This is a genomic window from Streptomyces sp. cg36, assembly GCF_041080675.1.
Classification (GTDB): domain Bacteria; phylum Actinomycetota; class Actinomycetes; order Streptomycetales; family Streptomycetaceae; genus Streptomyces.
This window is the reverse complement of sequence record NZ_CP163520.1, coordinates 2,055,831-2,079,877: the sequence shown is the minus strand read 5'-3', so window position 1 is coordinate 2,079,877 and position 24,047 is coordinate 2,055,831. Positions and strand designations below refer to the sequence as shown.

The 24,047-nt window shown below is 71.4% G+C and carries 23 protein-coding genes; 17 read left to right on the top strand and 6 right to left on the bottom strand.

Annotated elements, in window-relative coordinates:
* Positions 1-33 precede the first annotated feature (33 nt).
* A complete protein-coding gene (locus AB5J87_RS09165; RefSeq protein ID WP_369375888.1) occupies positions 34-627 on the bottom strand; it encodes a TetR/AcrR family transcriptional regulator in 594 nt (197 codons plus the stop codon).
* A gap of 172 nt (positions 628-799) precedes the next feature.
* Between AB5J87_RS09165 and AB5J87_RS09160 the strand changes: the two genes are divergently transcribed.
* Positions 800-1,216 (top strand): pyridoxamine 5'-phosphate oxidase family protein, encoded by a 417-nt coding sequence (locus tag AB5J87_RS09160; protein ID WP_369375887.1) that lies wholly within the window; start codon positions 800-802, stop codon positions 1,214-1,216.
* A gap of 101 nt (positions 1,217-1,317) precedes the next feature.
* On the opposite strand, the gene AB5J87_RS09155 is transcribed toward AB5J87_RS09160, so the two are convergent.
* Positions 1,318-1,764 (bottom strand): nuclear transport factor 2 family protein, encoded by a 447-nt coding sequence (locus tag AB5J87_RS09155; protein WP_369375886.1) that lies wholly within the window; start codon positions 1,762-1,764, stop codon positions 1,318-1,320.
* Between the two features lie 143 nt (positions 1,765-1,907).
* Here AB5J87_RS09155 and AB5J87_RS09150 point away from each other — a divergent pair, with 143 nt between their 5' ends.
* From AB5J87_RS09150 to AB5J87_RS09075, 16 genes are all read left to right on the top strand, one after another.
* A complete protein-coding gene (locus AB5J87_RS09150; RefSeq protein ID WP_369375885.1) occupies positions 1,908-3,377 on the top strand; it encodes an FAD-dependent monooxygenase in 1,470 nt (489 codons plus the stop codon).
* 57 nt (positions 3,378-3,434) lie between these two features.
* Positions 3,435-4,124: an antibiotic biosynthesis monooxygenase gene (locus tag AB5J87_RS09145; RefSeq protein WP_369375884.1), complete on the top strand. Its 690-nt coding sequence runs from the start codon at positions 3,435-3,437 to the stop codon at positions 4,122-4,124.
* 422 nt (positions 4,125-4,546) lie between these two features.
* The gene (locus AB5J87_RS09140; protein ID WP_369375883.1) at positions 4,547-4,876 is read left to right on the top strand and encodes a TcmI family type II polyketide cyclase; all 330 of its coding nucleotides are present in this window, start codon (positions 4,547-4,549) and stop codon (positions 4,874-4,876) included.
* Positions 4,873-6,147: a beta-ketoacyl synthase gene (locus tag AB5J87_RS09135; RefSeq protein ID WP_369375882.1), complete on the top strand. Its 1,275-nt coding sequence runs from the start codon at positions 4,873-4,875 to the stop codon at positions 6,145-6,147. The genes AB5J87_RS09140 and AB5J87_RS09135 overlap by 4 nt, the downstream gene beginning before the upstream one ends.
* Positions 6,144-7,355 carry a ketosynthase chain-length factor gene (locus tag AB5J87_RS09130; protein ID WP_369375881.1) on the top strand — a complete coding sequence of 404 codons (1,212 nt, stop codon included), beginning with the start codon at positions 6,144-6,146 and terminating at the stop codon, positions 7,353-7,355. The genes AB5J87_RS09135 and AB5J87_RS09130 overlap by 4 nt, the downstream gene beginning before the upstream one ends.
* Before the next feature lie 87 nt (positions 7,356-7,442).
* Positions 7,443-7,709: an acyl carrier protein gene (locus tag AB5J87_RS09125; RefSeq protein WP_369375880.1), complete on the top strand. Its 267-nt coding sequence runs from the start codon at positions 7,443-7,445 to the stop codon at positions 7,707-7,709.
* A 36-nt stretch (positions 7,710-7,745) separates the two neighbouring features.
* Complete coding sequence (fabG, locus tag AB5J87_RS09120) at positions 7,746-8,531, top strand: 3-oxoacyl-ACP reductase FabG (RefSeq protein ID WP_369375879.1); 786 nt, start codon at positions 7,746-7,748, stop codon at positions 8,529-8,531.
* A gap of 30 nt (positions 8,532-8,561) precedes the next feature.
* Positions 8,562-9,500 carry an aromatase/cyclase gene (locus AB5J87_RS09115; protein WP_369375878.1) on the top strand — a complete coding sequence of 313 codons (939 nt, stop codon included), beginning with the start codon at positions 8,562-8,564 and terminating at the stop codon, positions 9,498-9,500.
* 7 nt (positions 9,501-9,507) lie between these two features.
* Complete coding sequence (locus tag AB5J87_RS09110; RefSeq protein WP_369375877.1) at positions 9,508-10,980, top strand: FAD-dependent monooxygenase; 1,473 nt, start codon at positions 9,508-9,510, stop codon at positions 10,978-10,980.
* Positions 10,981-11,078: 98 nt separating this feature from the next.
* Positions 11,079-12,581 carry an FAD-dependent monooxygenase gene (locus tag AB5J87_RS09105; protein WP_369375876.1) on the top strand — a complete coding sequence of 501 codons (1,503 nt, stop codon included), beginning with the start codon at positions 11,079-11,081 and terminating at the stop codon, positions 12,579-12,581.
* Positions 12,582-12,711: 130 nt separating this feature from the next.
* A complete protein-coding gene (locus AB5J87_RS09100) occupies positions 12,712-13,593 on the top strand; it encodes an alpha/beta hydrolase (RefSeq protein ID WP_369375875.1) in 882 nt (293 codons plus the stop codon).
* A 9-nt stretch (positions 13,594-13,602) separates the two neighbouring features.
* On the top strand, positions 13,603-14,913 hold the full coding sequence (locus tag AB5J87_RS09095) for an MFS transporter (RefSeq protein ID WP_369375874.1): 1,311 nt from the start codon (positions 13,603-13,605) through the stop codon (positions 14,911-14,913).
* Complete coding sequence (locus AB5J87_RS09090) at positions 14,910-15,581, top strand: 4'-phosphopantetheinyl transferase superfamily protein (protein ID WP_369375873.1); 672 nt, start codon at positions 14,910-14,912, stop codon at positions 15,579-15,581. The genes AB5J87_RS09095 and AB5J87_RS09090 overlap by 4 nt, the downstream gene beginning before the upstream one ends.
* 56 nt (positions 15,582-15,637) lie before the next feature.
* Positions 15,638-17,218, top strand: a complete 1,581-nt coding sequence (locus AB5J87_RS09085; protein WP_369375872.1) for an acyl-CoA carboxylase subunit beta — start codon at positions 15,638-15,640, stop codon at positions 17,216-17,218.
* A gap of 39 nt (positions 17,219-17,257) precedes the next feature.
* Positions 17,258-17,557, top strand: coding sequence for an acyl-CoA carboxylase epsilon subunit (locus tag AB5J87_RS09080; RefSeq protein WP_369375871.1), 300 nt, complete (start codon positions 17,258-17,260; stop codon positions 17,555-17,557).
* Between the two features lie 880 nt (positions 17,558-18,437).
* Entirely contained in the window at positions 18,438-19,079 is a 642-nt protein-coding gene (locus AB5J87_RS09075; protein ID WP_349253895.1) for a winged helix-turn-helix domain-containing protein, read from the top strand.
* 354 nt (positions 19,080-19,433) lie between these two features.
* On the opposite strand, the gene AB5J87_RS09070 is transcribed toward AB5J87_RS09075, so the two are convergent.
* Genes AB5J87_RS09070 through AB5J87_RS09055 form a run of 4 tightly spaced genes read right to left on the bottom strand, consistent with a single transcriptional unit; the run spans position 19,434 to position 24,034 of the window.
* Positions 19,434-19,835 carry a GNAT family N-acetyltransferase gene (locus AB5J87_RS09070; protein ID WP_369375870.1) on the bottom strand — a complete coding sequence of 134 codons (402 nt, stop codon included), beginning with the start codon at positions 19,833-19,835 and terminating at the stop codon, positions 19,434-19,436.
* Positions 19,819-21,105, bottom strand: coding sequence for an adenylosuccinate lyase (purB, locus tag AB5J87_RS09065; protein WP_369375869.1), 1,287 nt, complete (start codon positions 21,103-21,105; stop codon positions 19,819-19,821). Before purB ends, AB5J87_RS09070 begins: the two co-directional genes overlap by 17 nt.
* Before the next feature lie 52 nt (positions 21,106-21,157).
* A complete protein-coding gene (locus tag AB5J87_RS09060) occupies positions 21,158-22,651 on the bottom strand; it encodes a glutamine synthetase family protein (protein WP_369375868.1) in 1,494 nt (497 codons plus the stop codon).
* Positions 22,652-22,654: 3 nt separating this feature from the next.
* On the bottom strand, positions 22,655-24,034 hold the full coding sequence (locus AB5J87_RS09055) for an amidase (protein WP_369375867.1): 1,380 nt from the start codon (positions 24,032-24,034) through the stop codon (positions 22,655-22,657).
* Between the last annotated feature and the right edge of the window lie 13 nt (positions 24,035-24,047).

Genomic DNA, 24,047 nt, shown 5'->3' with positions numbered 1-24,047 from the left:
GTCCCTCGGCGCCGGACGGGGCGCCGGGCGCGGCTACGGCGCGGTGTGGTCCGAGCGCAGGCCGTCGAGCACGATGTCGATGTAGCGCCGCCAGTCGCCGCTGCGCCGGTGCACGATCGAGGTGAGGCCGCAGGTCAGGGCGAGGATGTCGGCGCCCGCGATGTCGTGCCGGATGGAGCCCGCGGCCTGGCCCTTGCCGACCAGGTCCACCAGCTCGGCCTCCAGGTCGGCCCGCATGGTGCTGGGCGGTCCCTCGGAGCCGAGGGTGCCGCCGACGACGCTGGCGAAACCCCGGTCGCGGGCCTCGACCTCGCCGACCCGGGTCAGCAGCATCTGGAGGGCCTCCAGCGGCTCGGCCGACTCCCGGCACACCGTGCGGTAGTAGGTGAGGATCTCGCCGAAGCGCTGCTGGGAGGCCGCCACGACCATGGCTTCCTTGGTGGGGAAGTGGCGGTAGAGGGTGCCCACGCCGACCTCGGCGTGCCGGGCGACCTCGTCCATGGACACGTTGGCGCCGCGTTCCGCGAACAGCTCCCGTGCCGCGTTCAGCACCCGGGCCCGGTTGCGCTCCGCGTCGGCCCGGAGCCGACGGGGACCGCTCTCACTGACCGGCGTTGACGTTGGCATACGGAACCTCCCTCCGTTTGACTCTACTATGCCCTGCCGTAACCCACTGAACCAGCCCCGACTTCGCGCCAGTTGGGGTATGCGGTTCGCAGTTGCCCAGTAGGTTCCCCAGCCACGCACCGGGCGTTGACAATGGCCAGGTAGCGATAGTGAAGACGGAAGGACGAACACGATGTCGTTGCCCCTGGGGCGTACGAGTGCGCCGGAGGTGTCGGCGTCGGTGGAGGCATTCCTGGCGGAGCCGCACATCGGCGTGCTGACCACCATCCGGCCCGACGGGTCCCCGCACGTGGCACCGGTGCGGTTCACCTGGGACGCGGAGGCGGGGCTCGCCCGGGTGATGACGGTGGTCACGTCCCGCAAGGCGCGCAACCTGCTGGCCGCGCCCGGCAGCCGGGTCGCCATCTGCCAGGTCGCCGGGTTCAGTTGGGTCACCCTGGAGGGCACGGCCCGCGTCAGCGAGGACCCGGTCCGGGTCACCGAGGGGGCGCGCCGCTACGCCCGCCGCTACCGCTCGGGCCCGCCCAACCCGCCCGGCCGGGTGGTGGTCGAGATAGCCGTCGACCGGGTGATGAACCTCAACGTGTGAGGGGCGCGCCGCGGAAGTCCCGCGGCGGGCAGGGCGAGAGCGCGGCGGTACGGGGAGCGTCCTTCCCGTACCGCCGCGCTCTCGTCGTCGTGGGCCGGTGGTCAGCCCTTGCGGGGCGGGGTGCCGGTCACCCAGATCATGCGCAGCGACAGCAGGCTGAGCCGCCAGCCGTCCCCGGTGCGCCGGGCCTCGGCCGTCACCAGGCTTCCGTTGGCGAATATCGGCGCGCGGTCCGCGTCCTCCGGATGGTCGGAGGGGTGGTGCACATGGGTGGAGACGATGTTGGCGCGCAAAGAGGCCCGGTCGCCGTCGATTTCCACGAGCGCGGGCGAGTTGATGTGCTGGGTGCGGGCGAAGGCGGCGAGCGCGGTGCTGTGGTACTCGGCGAGACCGGTGATCCCCTCGTGCCGGCTCATCGGGAACTCGACGACCGCGTCCTCGGTGAACAGCCCCCGGGCCCAGGCGTCATCGAGCTTGTCGTCGTCCAGATTGATCAGGTAACGGTCCAGGAGTGCCGCCACATCGGCGGTGGATTGGCTTGAGGTCATGCTTGAGGATGACCGGCTCCAGGGCTCCTGACCAAGAGTCCCTGTCACAGAGTTGACGTACTTGTCAAAGGCATGTACTAGCGGCTATTTACGCCCGCTGGACCCCTCGGGATACTGGAGAAACGCCAGTCGGAAGAGGGTAGATGGATAACTTTGACGCGGACGTAATTATCGCGGGAGCCGGCCCCACCGGACTCATGCTCGCGGGCGAACTCCGCCTGAACGGCGTGTCCGTGATTGTCGTCGATCGCCTTGCCGAGCCCATACAGCAGTCCCGTGCGCTGGGATTCTCGGCGCGCACCATTGAAGAATTCGGCCAGCGCGGGCTGCTGGAGCGATTCGGCGGTGTGGACGTCATTCCGGTCGGTCATTTCGGCGGAGTGTCCATCGATTACCGTTTGGTCGAGGGCGGTTCGTACGGGGCCCGGGGCATCCCCCAGTCGCGCACCGAGGGCGTGCTGGCCGGCTGGGCCGGGCAGCTCGGCGCCGAGGTGCGGCGCGGGGTCGAGGTCACGGGCCTGGACAACGGCGCCGACGGGGTGAGCGTCGAGGTCACCACCCCCGACGGGCCGGCCACCCTGCGCGCCCGTTACCTGGTGGGCGCGGACGGCGCCCGCAGTGTGGTGCGCAAGCTCGCGGGCATCGACTTCCCGGGCACCGACCCGGCCATCGAGCTCCGGTTCGCCGACATCAGCGGGGTGCCGCTGCGCCCGCGCTTCAGCGGCGAGCGGGTGCCCGGCGGCATGGTCATGGTGCTGCCGCTCGGGCCCGAGCGCTGCCGGATCGTCTACTTCGACCGGAGCGAGCCGCTCCGCAAGAGCCCGGACCCGATCACCTTCGACGAGGTGGCCGAGGCGTTCCAGCGGCTGTCCGGCGAGGACATCAGCGGCGCCACCGTGCACTGGGTCTCCACCACCACCGATGTGAGCCGGCAGGCCGCCGAGTACCGCAGGGGCCGGGTCTTCCTGGCCGGCGACGCGGCCCACATCCACCTGCCCATCGGCGCCCAGGGAATGAGCGCCGGCGTGCAGGACGCGGTGAACCTCGGCTGGAAGCTGGCCCTGGAGCTGAAGGGGCAGGCGCCCGAGGGGCTCCTGGACACCTACCACTCCGAGCGCCACCCGGTCGGCGCCCGGGTGCTCACCAACACGCTGGCCCAGCGGATCCTCTACCTGGGCGGCGACGAGATCACCCCGCTGCTCGACGTGTTCACCGAGCTCACCGGGTTCGAGGACGTCCAGAAGACGCTGATCGGCATGGTCACCGGCCTGGACATCCGCCATGACGTCGGCGAGGGCGAGCACCCGCTGCTCGGCCGCCGGCTCAAGGACGAGGAACTGGTGGTCGACGGCAAGAAGACCACCAACTTCGAACTGCTCACGGCCGGCAAGGCCGTGCTGTTCGACCTCACCGACGACTCCCAGCTGCGAGAGCTCGCCGCGGGCTGGGCCGACCGTGTCACCACGGTCACCGCTGAACAGCACGACTGCGACGCCGGTCTGGACGCCTTCCTGGTCCGCCCCGACGGGTACGTCGCCTGGGTCGCCCCCTCCGCTTCGCGCACGGAGGGGCTCGCCGAGGCCCTCGAGCGATGGTTCGGCCGGGCCGACTGAGCTGGGCCTGACTCCCTTTCCACCCGTACACCCGTACACCCGAAGGAAGCGAAGAACATGCCCAAGATTTCCTCCGATGACAAGAACCTGACCGTCCTCAACCTCTTCTCCACGGACGCCCCGGAGAAGCAGGAGGGCCTGCTCGGCGCGATGCGCGAGATCGTCGACGCGGCCGCTTACCCGGGCTGGATGTCCTCCACGGTGCACGCCGGTGTGGACAAGCCGGGCACGGCCAACTTCATCCAGTGGCGCAGCCGCGCGGACCTGGAGGACCGTTACGACGGCGAGGAGTTCAAGCACCGCACGCTGCCGCTCTTCGGCGAGCTGACCACCTCGATCCGCCTGCTGCAGAACGAGATCGCGTACTCGCAGACCAAGTCGGGCGAGGGCGTCGAGATCTCCCCGCAGCGCTCGGACTACACCGTGATCGCGGTCTTCGGTGTCGAGGAGAAGAACCAGGACGACCTCGTGGACGCGCTCGGCCCGTCGATGAAGTTCCTCAGCGACGTTCCCGGCTACGTCTCGCACACGATCCTCAAGGGCATCGCCGCCCGCGGCCTGGAGGGCTCCTTCGTGGTCTCCTACTCGCAGTGGGAGAGCAAGGAGGCGTTCGACGCCTACCAGGGCACCGCGCAGGACGCCAAGCCCGCCGCCCGCCAGGACGCCGAGCGCCGCACCGGCTCGCTCCTGACCTCCGTGGACTCCAACACCTACCGGGTCGTCCACACCCGCGCGGCCGGCGAGTGACACCGGCTCCACCACCGCTCCACCGAAACGCCCGGCCCCTGAAAAGGAGCCGGGCGTTCCGGCTTTTCCGGGGGAGGGAAACGGCTTTCTGCGCCACAAGACGGAACGGTTCGCCGCCTGACGGCATCTGACGCCGACGTGACACATTTACGTCCGGCGCCTGCTCATCGCTGCGGGTTCTCTGACATGGCTGCGGTGTATTTGCGGAACCTGACCGAACCGGACGTAGACCTGAACCGGGGCGCCTTGAACGGCGGGCGGGTTCGGAAGACCCTTGAATACATGATCCGGGGCTTGCTTCGCCACCGCTGATCCTCTCGCTCAACTCCCGTTCACGGCCCATTTCTCCGGGCGCGTCCGACGTCGTACGCGCTCCGAACACGGCCTGCCGGACAACCGCAACCGCTGAGGAGCGAAAACGTATGCACAGCACGCTGATCGTCGCCCGCATGGAACCCGGTTCGAGCACCGACGTCGCCAAGCTGTTCGCCGAGTTCGACGCGACGGACATGCCGCACCGGATGGGAACGCGGCGCCGCCAGCTGTTCTCCTACCGGGGTCTCTACTTCCACCTGCAGGACTTCGACGCGGACAACGGCGGTGAGCTGATCGAGGCCGCGAAGAACGACCCGCGCTTCATCGGGATCAGCAACGACCTGAAGCCGTTCATCCAGGCGTACGACCCGGCCACCTGGCGCTCGCCCGCCGACGCCATGGCCGCCCGCTTCTACAACTGGGAGGCGGGCGCGTGACAACGCCTCGCAGGGTCGTCATCACGGGGATGGAGGTGCTCGCCCCGGGTGGAATCGGCACCAAGAACTTCTGGAGCCTCCTCAGCGAGGGCCGCACGGCGACGCGTGGGATCACCTTCTTCGACCCCGCGCCGTTCCGCTCCCGGGTGGCGGCCGAGATCGACTTCGATCCGTACGAGCACGGCCTGAGCCCGCAGGAGGTCCGGCGCATGGACCGGGCCGGCCAGTTCGCCGTCGTCGCCTCGCGCGGCGCGGTCGCCGACAGCGGCCTCGACCTGGCCGGGCTCGACCCCTACCGGGTCGGCGTCACCGTCGGCAGCGCGGTCGGCGCGACCATGGGCCTGGACGAGGAGTACCGGGTCGTCAGCGACGGCGGCCGGCTCGACCTGGTGGACCACCAGTACGCGGCGCCGCACCTCTACAACCACCTGGTGCCGAGCTCGTTCGCGGCCGAGGTGGCCTGGGCCGTCGGGGCCGAGGGCCCCAGCACCGTGGTCTCCACCGGCTGCACCTCCGGCATCGACTCGGTCGGCTACGCCGTCGAGCTGATCCGCGAGGGCTCCGCCGACGTCATGATCGCCGGTTCCTCGGACGCGCCGATCTCGCCGATCACCATGGCGTGCTTCGACGCGATCAAGGCGACGACCAACCGCTACGACGACCCCGGGACGGCCTCGCGGCCCTTCGACAACTCCCGCAACGGGTTCGTCCTCGGCGAGGGCACCGCCTTCTTCGTCCTGGAGGAGCTGGAGAGCGCCCGCCGGCGCGGCGCCCACATCTACGCCGAGATCGCGGGCTACGCCACGCGCTCCAACGCGTACCACATGACCGGACTGCGCCCCGACGGCGCCGAGATGGCCGAGGCGATCCGCGTGGCGCTGGACGAGGCGCGGATGAACGGCGACCAGATCGACTACGTCAACGCGCACGGCTCCGGCACCAAGCAGAACGACCGCCACGAGACCGCGGCCGTCAAGCGCAGCCTCGGGGAGCACGCCTACGAGATCCCGATGAGCTCCATCAAGTCGATGGTCGGGCACTCGCTCGGCGCGATCGGCTCGATCGAGATCGCGGCCTCCGCGCTCGCCATGGAGTACAACGTCGTGCCGCCCACGGCGAACCTGCACACGCCCGACCCGGAGTGCGACCTGGACTACGTCCCGCTCACGGCCCGCGACCAGCGGACCGACGCGGTGCTCTCGGTCGGCAGTGGCTTCGGTGGATTCCAGAGCGCCGTGGTGCTCGCCCGTCCCGAGAGGAAGCTCGCATGACGTCGTCCGTGGTGGTCACCGGCCTGGGGGTGGCGTCCCCCAACGGGCTCGGCATCCAGGACTACTGGGCGGCGACCGTGGGTGGCAAGAGCGGCATCGGCCGCATCACCCGCTTCGACCCGTCCTCCTACCCGGCCAAGCTGGCCGGCGAGGTGCCCGGCTTCGTCGCCGAGGACCTGCTGCCGAGCCGGCTGCTGCCGCAGACCGACCGGGTCACCCGGCTCGCGCTGGTCGCGGCCGACTGGGCGCTGGCCGACGCGGGCATCACCCCGGCCGAGCTCCCCGAGTTCGACATGGGCGTGGTGACCGCGAGCGCGGCCGGCGGCTTCGAGTTCGGCCAGGGCGAGCTCCAGGCCCTGTGGTCCAAGGGCAGCCAGTACGTCTCGGCGTACCAGTCCTTCGCCTGGTTCTACGCGGTCAACAGCGGCCAGATCTCCATCCGCAACGGGATGAAGGGCCCCAGCGGCGTGGTCGTCAGCGACCAGGCCGGCGGTCTCGACGCGGTCGCGCAGGCCCGCCGCCAGATCCGCAAGGGCACCTCGCTGATCGTCTCCGGCGCCATCGACGCCTCGGTCTGCCCGTGGGGCTGGGTGGCGCAGCTGGCCAGCGACCGGCTCTCCACCAGCGAGGAGCCGACCCGCGCCTATCTGCCCTTCGACCGCGAGGCCGCCGGGTACGTGCCCGGCGAGGGCGGCGCGATCCTGATCATGGAGGACGCCGAGGCGGCCCGCGCCCGCGGCGCCCGGATCTACGGCGAGATCTCCGGCTACGGCTCCACCATCGACCCCAAGGCCGGTTCCGGCCGCCCGCCGGGGCTGCGCAAGGCCATCGAACTCGCCCTGGCCGACGCGGGGGTCGCCCCGGGCGACGTGGACGTGGTCTTCGCCGACGCCGCCGCCGACCCGGAGCTGGACCGCCAGGAGGCCGAGGCCGTCAACGCGGTCTTCGGCACCCGCGCGGTCGCGGTCACCGCGCCCAAGACGATGACCGGACGCCTCTACTCGGGCGCGGCCCCGCTGGACCTGGCCGCCGCCTTCCTCGCCATCAAGGACGGGGTCATCCCGCCCACCGTGCACATCGACCCGGCCGCGGAGTACGACCTGGACCTGGTCCTGGGCGAGCCGCGCACCGCCGAGGTGCGCACCGCGCTGGTGCTGGCCCGCGGCTACGGGGGCTTCAACTCCGCCGTCGTCGTCAAGGCCGCGTAGCGCCGCACCCGCCCCGCCGCGCCCCACGGGGGCGCGGCCCCGCCACAGACAACCGGCAACGCCGTACACCTAGGAAAGGGAAGTCCCATGGCCACCACGTTCACCCTCGACGACCTCAAGCGCATCCTCCTGGAGGCGGCGGGCGCCGACGAGGGCGTCGACCTGGACGGCGACATTCTGGACACCGAGTTCGAGGTCCTGGGATACGAGTCGCTCGCGCTGCTGGAGACCGGCGGGCGCATCGAGCGCGAGTACGGCATCTCGCTGGACGACGACGCGCTGACCGACGCCACCACGCCGCGCGCCCTCATCGAGGTCGTCAACAACCAGCTCTCCTCCGCGTCCGCCGCCTGAGCCACCCGACCTGAGCCACAGACAAGGAAGACAGACATGACCGAGAACACCGCACGGGTCGCGCTGGTGACGGGTGCCACGAGCGGCATCGGCCTCTCCGTGGCCCGGCTGCTCGCCTCCCAGGGCCACCGGGTCTTCATCGGCGCGCGCAACGCCGACAACGTCGCCGAGACGGTCAAGCAGCTGACGGAGGAGGGCTTCGAGGCCGACGGCTCGTCGCTGGACGTCACCGACGCCGACAGCGTCAAGGGCTTCGTCCAGGCCGCCGTCGACCGCTTCGGCACCGTCGACGTGCTGGTCAACAACGCGGGCCGGTCGGGCGGCGGGGTGACCGCCGACATCGAGGACGAGCTGTGGGAGGCCGTCATCGACACCAACCTCAACAGCGTATTCCGGGTGACCCGCGAGGTGCTGAACACCGGCGGCATGCGCCACAAGGACCGCGGCCGGATCATCAACATCGCCTCCACCGCGGGCAAGCAGGGCGTCGTGCTCGGCGCCCCCTACTCGGCCTCCAAGCACGGCGTGGTCGGCTTCACCAAGGCGCTCGGCAACGAGCTCGCGCCCACCGGCATCACGGTCAACGCGGTCTGCCCCGGTTACGTCGAGACGCCGATGGCGCAGCGCGTGCGGCAGGGCTACGCCGCCGCGTACTCCACCTCCGAGGAGGCGATCCTGGAGAAGTTCCAGGCCAAGATCCCGCTCGGCCGCTACTCCACCCCGGACGAGGTCGCGGGCCTGGTCGGCTACCTGGCCTCCGACACCGCCGCGTCCATCACCGCGCAGGCGCTCAACGTCTGCGGCGGCCTCGGCAACTTCTAGCCACCCCACGTACCCGAAGGAGGAGCGGATATGACGACCCGTGAGGTCGAGCACGAGATCACCATCGACGCCCCCGCCGCCGCGGTGTACCGGCTGCTGGCGGAGGTGGTCAACTGGCCGCGGATCTTCCCGCCCACGATCTACGTGGACCAGGTCGGCGAGAACGGCAACCACGAGCGCATCCGGATCTGGGCCACCGCCAACGGCGAGGCCAAGAACTGGACCTCGCACCGCGAGCTGGACCCCGAGGCGCTGCGCATCACCTTCCGCCAGGAGGTCACCACGCCTCCGGTCGCGGCGATGGGCGGCACCTGGATCATCGAGACCCTGGCCGAGAACTCCTCGCGCGTGCGGCTGCTGCACGACTACCGGGCGATCGACGACGACCCCGCGGGCCTGGCCTGGATCGACGAGGCCGTCGACAAGAACAGCCGCTCGGAGCTGGCCGCGCTCAAGCAGAACGTCGAACTGGCCCACGCGACCGAGGAGGTGACGTTCTCGTTCACCGACACCGTCGTCGTCCAGGGCTCGCCCAAGGACCTGTACGACTTCATCAACGAGGCCGACCGCTGGTCCGAGCGGCTGCCGCACGTGGCCGTCGTCCGGCTCACCGAGGACACCCCCGGGCTGCAGACCCTGGAGATGGACACCCGGGCCAAGGACGGCTCGGTGCACACCACCAAGTCGTTCCGGGTGACCTTCCCGCACCACCGGATCGCCTACAAGCAGGTCACGCTGCCCGCGCTGATGACCCTGCACACCGGCATCTGGACGTTCGAGGAGACGCCCGAGGGCACCGCCGCCTCCTCGCAGCACACCGTCACGCTCAACACGGACAACATCGCGAAGATCCTCGGCGACGAGGCCACCGTCGCGGACGCCCGTGAGTACGTGCACACCGCGCTGTCCACCAACAGCCTGGCGACGCTCAACCACGCCAAGGCGTACGCCGAGCAGAAGAAGGGCTGACCAGGAGATGACCACGGACCGCCTGGACACACAGGTCATCGTCGTCGGCGCCGGCCCCGTCGGGCTTCTGCTCGCCGGTGAGCTGCGTCTGGGCGGCGCCGATGTCGTCGTACTGGAACAACGGGACGCGCCCACCACGGAGTCGAGGGCCTCCACGCTGCACGCCCGCACCATGGAGCTCCTCGACAGCCGCGGCCTGCTCGACCTCTTCGGCACCCCGCCGAACGAGCCGCGCGGCCACTTCGGCGGCATCCCGATGGACCTCACCCTGCCCAGCCCCTTCCCGGGGCAGTGGAAGATGCCGCAGACCCGGACCGAGGCGCTGCTCCAGGAGTGGGCGCTGTCGCTGGGCGTGGACATCCGGCGCGGCCACGAGCTGCGCGAGGTGTCCGACCGCGGCGACTTCGTCGAGGCGACGGCGGCCGGGCCCCGGGGCACGGTCGTGGTGCGCGGTGGCTTCCTCGTCGGGTGCGACGGCGAGGACTCCACCGTGCGCCGCCTCACCGGGGCCGAGTTCCCCGGCAACGACGCCGGCCGCGAGCTGCTGCGCGCGGACGTGGCCGGTGTCACCATCCCCAACCGCCGCTTCGAGCGGCTCCCGGCCGGGCTCGCCATCGCGGCGACCCGCGACGGGGTGACCCGGGTGATGGTGCACGAGTTCGGCTCCAAGGCCGAACCGCGCACCGGCGACCCGGAGTTCGGCGAGATAGCGGCGGTCTGGAAGCGGGTCACCGGCGAGGACATCAGCGGCGGGACCCCGCTGTGGGCGAACTCGTTCGGCGACGCCAACCGCCAGCTCACCCGCTACCGCCACGGCCGGATCCTGTACGCCGGTGACGCGGCCCACCGCCAGATGCCGATCGGCGGCCAGGCCCTCAACCTCGGCCTCCAGGACGCCTTCAACCTCGGCTGGAAGCTGGCCCTGCACCTGGCCGGCGCCGCCCCCGAGAGCCTGCTCGACACCTACCACGGCGAGCGCCACGAGGTCGGGCGGCGGGTGCTGTCCAACATCAGGGCGCAGGCCATGCTGCTGCTCGGCGGCCCGGAGGTCGAGCCGCTGCGCTCGGTGCTCACCGAGCTCCTCACCCACGACGACGTCCGGGCGCACCTCGCCGGGATGGTCAGCGGACTCGACATCCGCTACGACGTCGGCGGCCCCGGGCACCCGCTGCTCGGCGCCCGGCTCCCCGACGCGGGCCTGACCACCGGCGAAGGCCCGGTCAGCACGGCCCAGTTGCTGCGCACCGCCCGCGGTGTGCTCCTCGATCTGTCCGGCGGCGGTGCGGCGCTGCCGGACTCCTCCGGCTGGGCGGACCGGGTCCTGACGCTCCCGGCCGCGCCGGAGAAGGGCGGCGCCCTCGACGGCGTGGGCGCCGCCCTGGTCCGCCCCGACGGGCACGTGGCCTGGGCCGGCGGCCCGGACACCGACGGCGCCGGGCTGACGGAGGCCCTGGAGCGCTGGTTCGGCCCGGCGCGCTGACCCCCGTACCCCGAGAACCGGACCCACCCCCCGCGCACGACCGCACGACTCCTCAGCACGACAGGGCACCACAGGGCACGTCCAGGAAAGGGAACACTATGGAGGGGACAGCCGTGGACACCGATGTCATCATCGTCGGCGCGGGTCCGACCGGTCTCATGCTCGCGGGCGAACTGCGCCTGGGCGGGGCGCGGGTCGTCGTCGTCGAGCGGCTGGCGAAGCCCACCGGGCAGTCCCGGGGCCTCGGCTTCACGGCCCGCGCCATGGAGATATTCGACCAGCGCGGGCTGCTGCCCCGGTTCGGCCAGGGCGAGACGCTGGAGATCAGCCCGATGGGCCACTTCGGCGGTGTGCAGTTCGACTACACCGTCCTGGAGGGCGGCCACTTCGGGGCGCGCGGCATCCCGCAGTACAAGACCGAGGCGGTCCTGGAGGAGTGGGCGACCGAGCTCGGCGTGGACATCCGGCGCGGCTGGGAGCTCCTGGAGCTGAGCGAGGGCCACCTGGACGGCGAGGACGTCGAGATCACCGTCCAGACGCCCAACGCCGTGCGCAAGCTGCGCGCCTCCTACCTGGTCGGCGCCGACGGCGGGCGCAGCGTGGTGCGCGAGGCGGCCGGCTTCGACTTCCCGGGCACCTCGGCGACCCGGGCGATGTTCCTCGCCGACGTCACCGGCTGCGAGCTGCGCCCGCGCTTCCTGGGCGAGCGGCTCGACAACGGCATGGTGATGGCGGCGCCGCTCGCCCCGGGCGTGGACCGCATCATCGTCTGCCCCGACAACGCGCCCGCCCGCGCCAGCGGCGACGAGGTCTCCTTCGAGGAGGTCGCCGCCGCCTGGCAGTCGATCACCGGCGAGGACATCTCGCACGGCGGCGCCGAGTGGGTCAGCTTCTTCAGCGACGCGACCCGCCAGACGACCGAGTACCGGCGCGGCCGGGTCCTGCTGGTCGGCGACGCCGCCCACATCCACCTCCCGGCCGGCGGCCAGGGGCTGAGCACCGGCGTCCAGGACTCGGCCAACCTCGGCTGGAAGCTGGCCGCCGTGATCGCCGGGACCGCGCCCGAGGGCCTGCTCGACACCTACCACGGCGAGCGCCACCCGGTCGGCGCGCGGCTGCTGATGAACACCCGCGCGCAGGGCATGGTCTTCCTCGGCGGCCCCGAGGCGGACCCGCTGCGCCAGCTGTTCGGCGAGCTCATCCAGTACGACGACGTGAAGCGGCACCTCGCGGGTGTCGTCAGTGGTCTGGACATCCGCTACGACCTGGGCGACGGGCACCCGCTGACCGGGCGCCGGATCGCGCACCGCACCCTGGTGGGCGCCGCGGGCGAGACCAGCACCACCGCGCTGCTGCACCCGGCGCGCGGGGTGCTCCTCGATCTGGCCGACTCCTCGGCCGTGCGGGACGCCGCCGCCGGGTGGCAGGGGCGGGTCGACGTCGTCACCGCCTCCGCCAAGCCGGTGGACGGCGGGACCGACCCGCTCGCGGGCGTCGGCGCCGTGCTCGTACGGCCCGACGGATACGTCGCCTGGGCCGGGGACGACGTCCCGGCCCTGACGGCGGCCCTCGGGCAGTGGTTCGGTCCGGCGGGTTCGTGACGCCGGAGAGCTCGGTTCTGAAGGCGGTCCCGCGTCCGCGGGCCGCCGGTGGCTGGCCGCGCACCTTCCCGCGCCCCTTCGGGGGCGCGGGACCGCGGCGAAGCGAACCTCAACGCAAACGGGGGCACTGATGGTGGAAAGCACGCTCGCTCCGGCGGCCGTCTCCCAGGGCGTCCGCAGGATCACCCTGGACGCCGGGGGAGTCACGCTGTCCGCGCTGCTGTGCGAGCCGGAGGGCGCCCCCCGCGCGACCGTCGTCGCCGTGCACGGGGGCGGGATGAGCGCCGGGTACTTCGACGGCCAGGCTCACCCCGAGCTGTCGCTGCTCACCCTCGGCGCGCGCCTGGGCTACACCGTGCTGGCCGTCGACCGGCCCGGCTACGGGCGCTCCGCGGCCCAGCTGCCCGACGGGCTCACCGTCGCCGAGCAGACCGAGGTGCTGCGCGCCGGGATCGACGACTTCACCGCCAAGTACCCCACGGGCGCGGGCGTCCTGCTCGTCGCCCACTCCTTCGGCGGCAAGCTGGCGCTGTCCGCCGCCGCGCACTGCACCGGCGACGGCCTGCTCGGCCTCGACATCTCCGGCTGCGGCCACCGCTACGCCGTCACCCCGGGCGTCATCCGCAAGGGGCTCAAGCACATCGCCCGGCACTGGGGCCCGCTGCGGCTGTACCCGCCGGACACCTTCCGCAAGAGCGGCTCGCTGGTGGCGCCGATGCCCGAGCGCGAGATGAGCGAACTGCCGCGCTGGCCCGAGCTGTTCGCGGCCCTCGCGCCGCGGGTGCGGGTGCCCGTACGGCTCACCTTCGCCGAGCACGAGGGCTGGTGGCTGCACGGGGACAAGGACCTCGCCGACCTCGCCGCCCAGCTCACCGCCGCCCCCCGCATCGTCGTCGACCGCCAGCCGGACGCCGGGCACAACATCAGCCTGGGCTGGGCGGCCCGCTCCTACCACCTGCGCACGCTCGCGTTCCTGGAGGACTGCATCACCAGGGCGGGACGCGATGCCTGATCCGAGACCATGACCAGCACTTTCGCCCACCCCTTCCGCTCCCTGTCCGTACGGAACTTCCGGCTCTTCGCGGCCGGACAAGTGGTCTCCGTCGCGGGCACCTGGATGATGGTCGTGGCCCAGGACTGGATCGTCCTGGGCCTGGCCGACGACTCCGGCACGGCGCTGGGCGTGGTCACCGCGCTCCAGTTCACGCCGCTGCTGCTGCTGACCCTGTACGGCGGGCGCCTCGCCGACCGCTACGACAAACGGCTCCTGCTCACCTGCGCCAACCTGGCGTCCGGGGTGCTGGCGCTGGTCCTCGCGCTGCTCGCGTTCGCCGACGCCGTCCAGCTGTGGCACATCTGGCTGTGCGCGCTCGGCCTCGGCGTCGTCAACGCCGTCGAGGTGCCGACCCGGATGTCGTTCGTCAGCGAACTGGTCGGCCCCGAACTGCTGCCCAACGCCTCGGCGCTGAGCGCCGCCTACTTCAACGTCGCCCGGGTGACCGGTCCCGCCCTGGCCGGGCTGCTCATCACCGGCTTCGGCACCGGCTGGGTCATGCTGTTCAACTCCGTCAGCTATCTGGCCACCGTGGCCGGCCTGCGGATGATGCGTTCGGGGGAGCTGCTGCGCGGGGCCCCGCCGGAGGGCAGGCCCAAGGTCGTCGACGGGCTGCGGTACGTCGCCGGGCGCCCCGATCTGAAGCTGCCGCTCGCCCTCGTCGGGGTGATCTCGCTCTTCGGCCTCAACTTCCAGCTGACGCTGCCGCTGTACGCCAAGACGGTCTTCGACGCGGACGCCGCCTCGTTCGGGCTGCTCACCACCGCCTTCGCGGCGGGCTCGCTGATCGCCGCGTTCGCCACGACCGCGCGCCGCAGCCGCCCCTCCAGCCGGCTGGTGGTGGGCGCCGCGCTGGCGTTCGCCGTCCTGGAGACGGTGGCGGGCTGGGCGCCCAGCTTCGCCAGCGCGCTGGTGCTGCTCGCGTTCACGGGCGGCGCCACCATCTTCTTCGTCCAGGCCGTCAACCACCGCGTCCAGCTGGGCAGCGACCCGCAGTACCGGGGCCGGGTGATGGCGCTCTACACCCTGATTCTCCAGGGCTCGACCCCGCTGGGCTCGCTGCTGATCGGCCGGCTCGCCGAGGACCTGGGCGCCCGCTCGGGCTTCTACGTCGGCGGTCTGGTCTCGCTGGCGGCGGCGCTCACCGCGCTGGTCTACGACCGCCGCACCGGGCGGGGGCGGCCGGACGAGGGGCCGCGGGAGCCCGCGGAGGCCGCCCAGAGGGCCCAGGGCGACCCGGAGCAGGACGACCCGGTCCAGGAGGCGGTGTCCCGGTGAACGCGACCCGTACGCCCCTGCGGGCGGCCCCCGCGGCGGGCCGGCTGCATCTGCTGGTGTTCCGCCCGCCCGCCCGCGAGGTGGCGCCGGTGTGCCCGCTGATGCAGGCCCTGGACGAGATCGAGGCGGAGCGGGCCGCCTCCTACGTCTCGGCGCGCGACCGGCTGCAGTACGTGGCGGCGCACGCCACCCTGCGGCGGCTGCTCGCCGCGTACACGGGTCTGGAGCCCCGCCGGATCGTCCTCGGCCGGGCCGAAGGGCCCCACGGAAAACCGGAGTTGGTCGATCCGCCGGTGCCGCTCCACTTCAACCTCTCGCACAGCCACGGCCTGATCGCCATCGGCGTGGCGGCGGACCCGGTGGGCGTGGACGTCCAGCGCGTGCCGTCGCCGGAGGCCGTGGAGATGGTCCTGCCGCGCCTGCACCCGCAGGAGCGGGAGGAGCTGCGCGCGCTGCCCGCGGCCGAGCGGGCGCAGGCGTTCGCCCGGCTGTGGACCCGCAAGGAGGCGTACCTCAAGGGGCTGGGCACCGGGCTCACCCGCTCGACCGCCGCGGACTACCTGGGCGACCGCAACGCCCCGGACCGCCCGCCCGGCTGGACGGTACGGAACGTACCCGTACGGCCGGGCTACGCGGCAGCCGCCGCGCTCCGCAACCACCCGACGTGATCGTGAAGGCAGTCCACTCCGCACACGGATCCGCAACCTACAGGGGGAACAGCACCATGCCGACCACGCCGACCACTCAGTCCTCCGCCGAGGTCTCCGACCGGCTGGAGGAACTCAGCGAACGCAAGGAACAGGCCGTCCGGGGACCGAGCGACAAGGCGACCGAGGCGCAGCACGCCAAGGGCAAGCTCACCGCCCGCGAGCGGATCGAACTCCTCCTGGACAAGGGCAGCTTCACCGAGGTCGAGCAGTTGCGCCGGCACCGGGCGACCGGTTTCGGCCTGGAGGCGAAGAAGCCGTACACGGACGGTGTGATCACCGGCTGGGGCACGGTCGAGGGCCGTACGGTCTTCGTGTACGCGCACGACTTCCGGATCTTCGGCGGCGCGTTGGGCGAGGCCCACGCCTCCAAGATCCACAAGCTGATGGACATGGCGATCGCGGCCGGTGCCCCGCTGGTGTCGCTGAACGACGGCGCGGGTGCCCGTATCCAGGAGGGCGTCAGCGCGCTCGCGGGTTACGGCGGCATCTTCCAGCGCAACACCAGGGCGTCGGGTGTCATCCCGCAGATCTCGGTGATGCTCGGCCCGTGCGCGGGCGGCGCGGCGTACTCGCCGGCGCTGACCGACTTCGTCTTCATGGTCCGCGAGACCTCGCAGATGTTCATCACCGGCCCGGACGTCGTCCAGGCCGTCACCGGCGAGGAGATCAGCCAGAACGGGCTGGGCGGCGCCGATGTGCACGCCTCGGTCTCCGGCGTCTCGCACTTCGCCTACGACGACGAGGAGACCTGCCTCGCCGAGGTCCGCTACCTGCTGTCGATGCTGCCCTCCAACAACCGGGAGATGCCGCCGCTGGCCCAGACCTCGGACCCGGTGGACCGCGAGGGCACGGCGCTGCTCGACCTGGTCCCGGCCGACGGCAACCGCTCGTACGACGTGCGCGGGGTCATCGAGGAGCTCGTCGACGACGGCGAGTACATGGAGATCCACGCGGCCTGGGCGCCCAACCTGGTGGTGGCGCTGGCCCGGCTCGACGGCCACGTCGTGGGCATCGTCGCCAACCAGCCCTCCGCCATGGCGGGCGTCCTGGACATCAAGGCGAGCGAGAAGGGCGCGCGGTTCGTCCAGTTCTGCGACTCCTTCAGCATCCCGCTGATCACCCTGGTCGACGTCCCCGGCTTCCTGCCGGGCGTGGACCAGGAGCACGACGGCATCATCCGGCGCGGGGCGAAGCTGCTCTACGCCTACTGCAACGCGACCGTCCCCCGCATCTCGGTGGTGCTGCGCAAGGCGTACGGCGGGGCGTACATCGTGATGGACTCGCGCTCGATCGGCGCGGACCTCTCGTTCGCCTGGCCCACCAACGAGATCGCGGTGATGGGCGCCGAGGGCGCGGCCAATGTGGTCTTCCGCCGGGAGATCGCCGCCGCCGACGACCCCGACGCGATGCGCCGCCAGAAGATCGACGAGTACAAGAACGAGCTGGTCCACCCCTACTTCGCGGCGGAGCGCGGCCTGGTCGACGACGTCATCGACCCGCGCGAGACCCGGTCGGTGCTGTGCCGCTCGGTGGCGATGCTGATCGCCAAGGACGCGGAGCTGCCCCGCCGCAAGCACGGCAACCCGCCCCAGTAGGCCCGACTTCCGCCCGTCTTCCGCAGAGAGGTGACCGACATGAGCGAGATGACCCAGATCACCGGGCCCGCCGCCGAGGCGGCCGAGCCCGCCGAGAAGATGACCCTCGAACACTGCCGCGAGCTGCTGAGAGTCGAGCGCGGCAACCCCGACCCGGAGGAACTGGCGGCGCTGGCCGCGCTGTTCTTCGCCCACTTCTCCGCCATCGAGGCCCGGGCCGAGGCGGCCCGGGTGATGATCCCGCGCCAGCGCCGCTCCGCGAGCTGGCGCCGCACCGAGCGGGCGCCGGGCTTCGACGGGCCGCGCACCTGGCGGGCGGGCGGGCCGGTGCTCGCCTGACATTCCGCGACCCGTTCGCATGTGACGAACCGTCAATTCCCGTGCGGGCCGGGCCCCGGCCGACCGTACCGCCGCGCACCCCGTGCGAGCGCCCCGAGTGGTCGCTTCGCACGGGGTGCGCGGCTGTTCAGGGCCGCCGGACTTTACTTGACACGTGCTCTGCCGGACGACCATTCTGTGCGGTGAATGGGGGTCTTCGTCATGCAGGTGTTGCCGTACTGCAAGCTACAGCCCGATCACAGGGAGCGCTGGGACGCGCGAGCCGCTCCCGACTGAGACGCAGTACCGGCGAATTCAAGCCACTGGCCACAATGACGTCACTTGGACACCTGTTATTTAACTTGCTGTCAGCAGATCTGCCTGAATTCCGCAAACCTCCAGGCCGATGTGGCGAACGTCATGTCATGGCTCTATCAACGTCAGAGCTGCGCCAAGATGGCCGGATTATGCAAGTCGGAGCGAGTTACGCTTGGTTGAATCGGCGGTCGTACGGTGTTCCGCTTCCGCATGGCGGCGCACTGGTTGACGAGGGCTTCCGGCCGTGATCACGTAGGGAAACGAGCAGGCTGCCCGTCCGATCTCGCTCAATAACCGACACAGTTTATTTGTTATTTGCTCGAACCTCTTTGAATTCCGTAGCAGCGGTCTGTAGGTTCATCGGTGTTCGGCGGTGAGATCCGGATCGGATCTCATATTGGACTCACTCAGATGGGGGAGGGACATGACTCGCGGGGGAGGCATGACTCAGAGTTCGTCAGAGGCAGTGCTGGAGCCTCATATACCTGTCCAGCGTGGTCCGGGCGGACCACACCTGATCGAAGAGGGCGTGTCGGAAGCGGTACGCAGGGTGGCCGGTCTCTCCAGGGGCCGGCGGATCCTCGTGGTCGACAGCGACGTCGACGGCGCGGAGTCCCTGGTGTGCCGGCTGCGCAGGCACGGCCACGAAGCCATCGGCGTCAAGAGCGGCAGCACCGCGTTGCAGGCCTACGAAGACGTCGATCTCGTCCTGCTGGACCTGGAGCTTCCGGACCTGGACGGTCTTGAGGTGTGCCGGGCCATCCGCTCGGTCAGCGGCATCCCGGTCATCATCGTGACCGCCCGCGGCTCCGAGCTCGACTGCGTCCTCGGCCTACAGGCGGGTGCCGACGACTATGTCGTCAAGCCGTACGGCTTCCGGGAATTAATGGCACGCATCGAGGCCGTCATGCGTCGAGCGCGCTTCCAGCCGCCCGTTGCCAGAGAGATCTTGCACGGGCGGCTGCGCATTGACGTGAGCTCCCGCGAGGTGAGCCTGGACGGCCGCGAGGTCGGGCTGACCCGCAAGGAATTCGATCTGCTCTGCCTCCTGGCGTCCCATCCGGACACGGTCATTCCGCGAAAGCGGCTGCTCCAGCAGGTCTGGGGCGACTCATGGTCGCGGCGGACCGTCGACACCCATGTCAGCAGTCTGCGCGGCAAGCTGGGTGACAGCGGCTGGATCATTACCGTGCGCGGGGTCGGTTTCAAGCTCGGCAACGGGTGAAATTCGGCCCGCCCGGCCGGATACGGCAAGGGGAAAACAAGTTGAACACCCGTCATATTGCCGAAGAATTCTTTGGTGACACAGAGCATTAAGGAAAGGCAAGAGCGGGACGGGTTTTCTTCCGGGGCCCGCGGGGTATTGCTGATACCCCGCGGGCCCCGGCGCATGTTCTGCCGCGCCCCCTAGCAGAAATTCCCCGGAATTTCCATTGCGTGCAACACCGCGACCCGCACACCCGGGCACACCTTTCCGTGCGGCCGGGCAGGCGTTCCCGGGCACCCGGGCACGGCGAAAGGGCCCCCGCGGCCGGTCGTCCGGTCGCGGGGGCCCTAGTGCGCAACGTGCGCCGTACGCCTACGGGTTGAGGACCCAGGCGGAGTTGTGCTGGGTGAAGCCGATGTGCGGGTAGTACTCCACGGCGGCCGGCGCCGACAGCAGGATGACCTTCGCCCGCGGGGCCTCCTTCTGCGTGGCGTCGATCAGCGCGCGGCCGATGCCGGAGCGCTGGTAGTCGCCGCTGACCGCGATGTCGGAGAGGTACGTCGCGTAGCTGAAGTCGGAGATGCTGCGGGCGATGCCGATCAGCCGGCCCTCCGCACGGGCCACGACCACCAGATTGGCGTTGCGCACCATCTCGGCGAACCGGTCCACGTCCTCGATGGGGCGGCGCTCACCGAGCCCGGAGGAGCGGTAGACGTCCAGGACCTCCTCCAGATCCAGGTCGGCACCGTTCACACGCTCAATCTGCCAGGTCACGAAGCTGCTCCAATCGATCGAGAATCACACCGTGGTTGACGAGGAAACGCTCCGGGCGGAGCTGGCCGATGTCCATGCCCTCCTGCCGCAGCGTGTCCCCGAAGTGCTCGCCGCTCGCGAGGGTACGGTTCGCGGCGGCCTGGACGGCGCGGTACGCCTTCTCCCGCTCCACCCCGTCCGCCAGCAGGTCGGCGAGGACGGCCGAGCTGTAGACCAGGCCGTCGGTCCGGTCGATGCCCTCGCGCATCCGCTCCGGGAACACCTTGAGGTCGCGCACCAGCTGGGTCGCCATGGTCGCCTGGAAGTGGCCGACCGCCAGCGCGTCCGGCAGGATCACCCGCTCCACCGACTGGTGGGCCAGGTCCCGCTCGTGCCACAGCGCCACGTTCTCCAGGGCGGTCGCCGCGTAGCCGCGCAGCAGCCGCGCCAGACCGTTCAGCCGCTCGCTGGTGGTCGGGTTCCGCTTGTGCGGCATGGCGCTGGAGCCCTGGTACGCCGAGGTGCGCTGCTCCTCCACCTCGCGGACCTCGGTGCGCTGCAGCAGCCGCAGCTCCAGGGCCACCTGCTCGATGCTCGCGCCGAGCAGCGCGATGGCCTGGAGCAGCTGGGCGTGCCGGTCGCGGGCGACGACCTGGCTGGGCGCCGGCTCCACCCCGAGGCCCAGCTCCTCGCAGACGTACGCCTCGACCGAGGGGTCGATCAGCGCGTAGGTGCCGACCGAGCCGGAGATGGTGCCCACCGCCACGGCCTTGCGGGCCGCCTTGAGGCGGGTGAGCGAGCGGTCCACGGAGAACGCGAACTGCGCCAGCTTGTGGCCGAAGGAGGTCGGCTCGGCGTGGATGCCGTGGGTGCGGCCGACGATCACCGTGTCCCAGTGCTCCAGCGCCCGGTCGACCAGCACCCGGCGCAGCTCCGTGCCGGCCGCCAGGACCAGGTCGGTGCCGCGGGCCAGGTTGTGGCCGAGGGAGGTGTCGACCAGGTCGTAGCTGGTCATGCCGAGGTGGACCCAGCGGGCCGACTCGTCGGGGATGTCCTCGCAGTAGGCGGCGAGGAACGAGAGCACTTCGTGGTCCCGCTCCCGCTCGATCTCCTGCACCCGCTCCGGGGTCGGCACCTTGGCCCGCCGCATGTCCTCGACGGCGTCCTCGGGCACCCGGCCCAGGCGCACCTGGGCCTCGGAGGCGAGGATCTCCACCCGGACCCAGGTCTCGTAACGCGCCTGGTCCGAGAAGATGTCCGCCATCGCGGGCAGGGTATAGCGGGGAATCATTTGGGCCAGCACCCCCAGGGTGTACGGGTCGGAAGTCGGTCGGTACGGGGCATCAGAACGCCTCGAAGTATTCGCGCTGCTCCCACTCGGTGACCTCGCCGTCGGCGGGCCGCTCCTGGGCGCGCCACGCCTCGAAGCGGGCGACCTCGCTGGCCTTCATCATGGCCAGGGTGTCCGCCAGCGGCTTGCCGAGCAGCTCGGCGGCCCGCCCGGCCCGGAATGTCTCCAGCGCCTCGGCGAGCGACTGCGGCAGCGTGCCGTACGCCTGCTCGCCCTCGGCCGGCGCCGCGCCCGCGGTGAGGCCCTCGAACCCGGCCGACAGCTGGGCGGCGATGGCCAGGTACGGGTTGGCGGTGGGCTCGCCCACCCGGTTCTCCAGATGGGTCGCGGCGTCGCTGCCGACCACCCGGATCATCACGCTGCGGTTCTCGTAGCTCCAGCCGACCCGGGTCGGGGAGAGCGAGAAGTCGGTGCCGAGGCGGCGGTAGCCGTTGATGGTCGGGACCGAGAGCATGCACAGGTCGCGGGCCCGGCCCAGCAGGCCGTCGATGTACGCCTTGGCCTCGTCGGAGACGGCGCCGTCGGCGCCCGCGAAGATGTTGCGGCCCGTCCTGGCGTCCATCACCGACTGGTGCATGTGCCAGCCGCTCGGGTCGAAGCTGTCGACGCGGGGCAGCGACATGAAGGTGGCGTGGTAGCCCTGCCGGGTGGCCAACTGCTTGACCAGGGTGCGGAACAGCAGCATCGCGTCGGCGGTGTCCAGCGCGTGCATCGGGTTGAAGGTGGTCTCGATCTGGCCCGGGCCCGACTCGTGCTCGATCGAGCGCAGCGGCAGCCCGAGGCCGAGCAGCTGCACCGCCAGCGGGCTGGTGAACTGCGCCACCGAGTCGTAGTTGGAGTCGAGGTTGAACTGGTAGCCCGAGTTCATCGCCTCGACCCGCGGGGCCGCGCCCTGGAGGCCGAAGCCGTTGCCCGCGTTCCCGGGCGGGCCGGGCAGCCGGCGGGTCAGGTACCACTCGACCTCCAGGCCCAGCACCGGCTTCAGGTCGCGGGCCGCGTACTGGGCGACGACCTGGCGCAGCACGTTGCGCGCGGAGAGCGGGTGCGGGGAGCCGTCGCGCAGGTACTCGTCGCCGAGCACCCACGCTGTGCGCGGGCCCTCGTGGGGGAGCACCTGGAAGGTCAGCGGGTCCGGCACCAGCACGAAGCTGCCCGCGCCCGCGATCTCGTCGACCCCGACGCCGGGGTCGGAGAGGTAGTCGAGGGCGGCGGCGTGGCCGGTGTCGAAGATGAAGGGGCCCGAGCTGAAGTCCATGCCGTTGCGCAGGACCGAGCGGAACGCGTCCGCCGTCAGCGTCTTGGACCGGACCAGACCGTGCGGATCGCCGAACGCCAGCCGGACGAGGTCGATCTCGTCCAGCGACGCCTCGATCTGCTCGGCAGCGGCGGCCTGTTCGTCGGTCCACAGGCCGAACTCGGTGACGAACGCGGGACGTCCAACGCCGCCCACCTCGGAGAAGGGGCTGGACCACGACCGGGAGAACATGGGTTACAGGATCCTTTCGGTTACTCGGTCCGGTGCGGCCGGCAGAGGCCCGAGGTCCGCCTCAAGGCGGCTTGCGGCTGACAGGACCAGATCGTCCGCGCCGAAGGGGCCCACGAGCTGGAGCCCCACCGGGAGGCCGGCGCGGGTGAGTCCGGCCGGGAGCGAAACGGCCGGCTGGCCAGTCATATTGAAGGGATGGGCGGCCGGTGTCCACGCCAGCCAGAGCAGGTCGTCCGGACGGCTCGCCCACTCCGGGCCGATCGCGTGCGGATCGAAGGGCTCGATCGGCACGGTGGCCATGGCCAGCAGGTCGTACCGGTCGAAGATCTCGTGCAGGGTGGTGCGCAGCGCGATCCGCACCTCCTCCGCCCGCATCACCGTCGCGCCGCTCAGCGTGCGCCCGTGGCGGACGACGGCGAGGCGGCCCGGGTCGCACCACTCCTCGTCGGCGGGCGAGGTGGAGGCGGCGTCGCTGGCGGCGAGGATGTCGACGAGCGCCGGGTACGGGTCGCGGAACGGCACCTCGATGCGCTCCACCCGGTGGCCCTGCGCGGTCAGCACCGGGATGGCGCCCTCGGTGACCCGGCGGATCTCCGGGGAGGTGCCCGGGAACTCGATCCAGCCGATCCGCAGCGAGCCCGGCTCGCGGGCCACCTCGACCGCGCCGAGCAGCGAGTCCGGGTCGCCCGGGTGGCCGCCGGTGATCACCGAGGCGAGCTCGACGACGTCCGCCACGGACCGGGCGATCGGGCCCTGGTGGGAGAGCCGGTCGGCGCAGGCGGGCACGTAGGGCACCTTGGCGAACGACGGCTTGTAGCCGACGACGCCGCAGAACGCCGACGGGATGCGGATCGAGCCCGCGCCGTCGGTGCCCAGCGCGCCCTCGCCGAGCCCGGCCGCGACGGCCGCCGCGGCGCCGCCGCTGGAGCCGCCCGCGGTGAGCTCCAGGTCCCAGGGGTTGCGGGTGGGCGGCGCCACCCGGCTCACGGTGGAGGCGCTCCAGCCGTACTCCGAGGTGGTGGTCTTGCCGACCACGATGGCGCCGGCGGCCCGCAGCCGCGCCACCGAGGGGGCGTCGGCGCGGGGCCGCCGGTTCTCCAGCAGGGAACCGCGCGAGGTCGGCAGGTCCCCGGTCTGGATGAGGTCCTTCACCGAGACCGTGACCCCGAGCAGCGGCTGCCGCTCGAACGCCGCCCGCCCCTCGGCGCGGATGCGGGCGTCGGCCAGCTCGGCCTCGCGCACCGCCTCGTCACCCGCGACCGAGACGAAGGCCCCGAGCTCGATGTCGGTCTTCTGGATCGCGGTGAGGACCGACTGGACGTGCTCGGCCGCGGTGGTCTCGCCCCGCAGGAGGCGCTCGCGTATGTCACCGATGGAGGTCAACGGATCTCCTTGG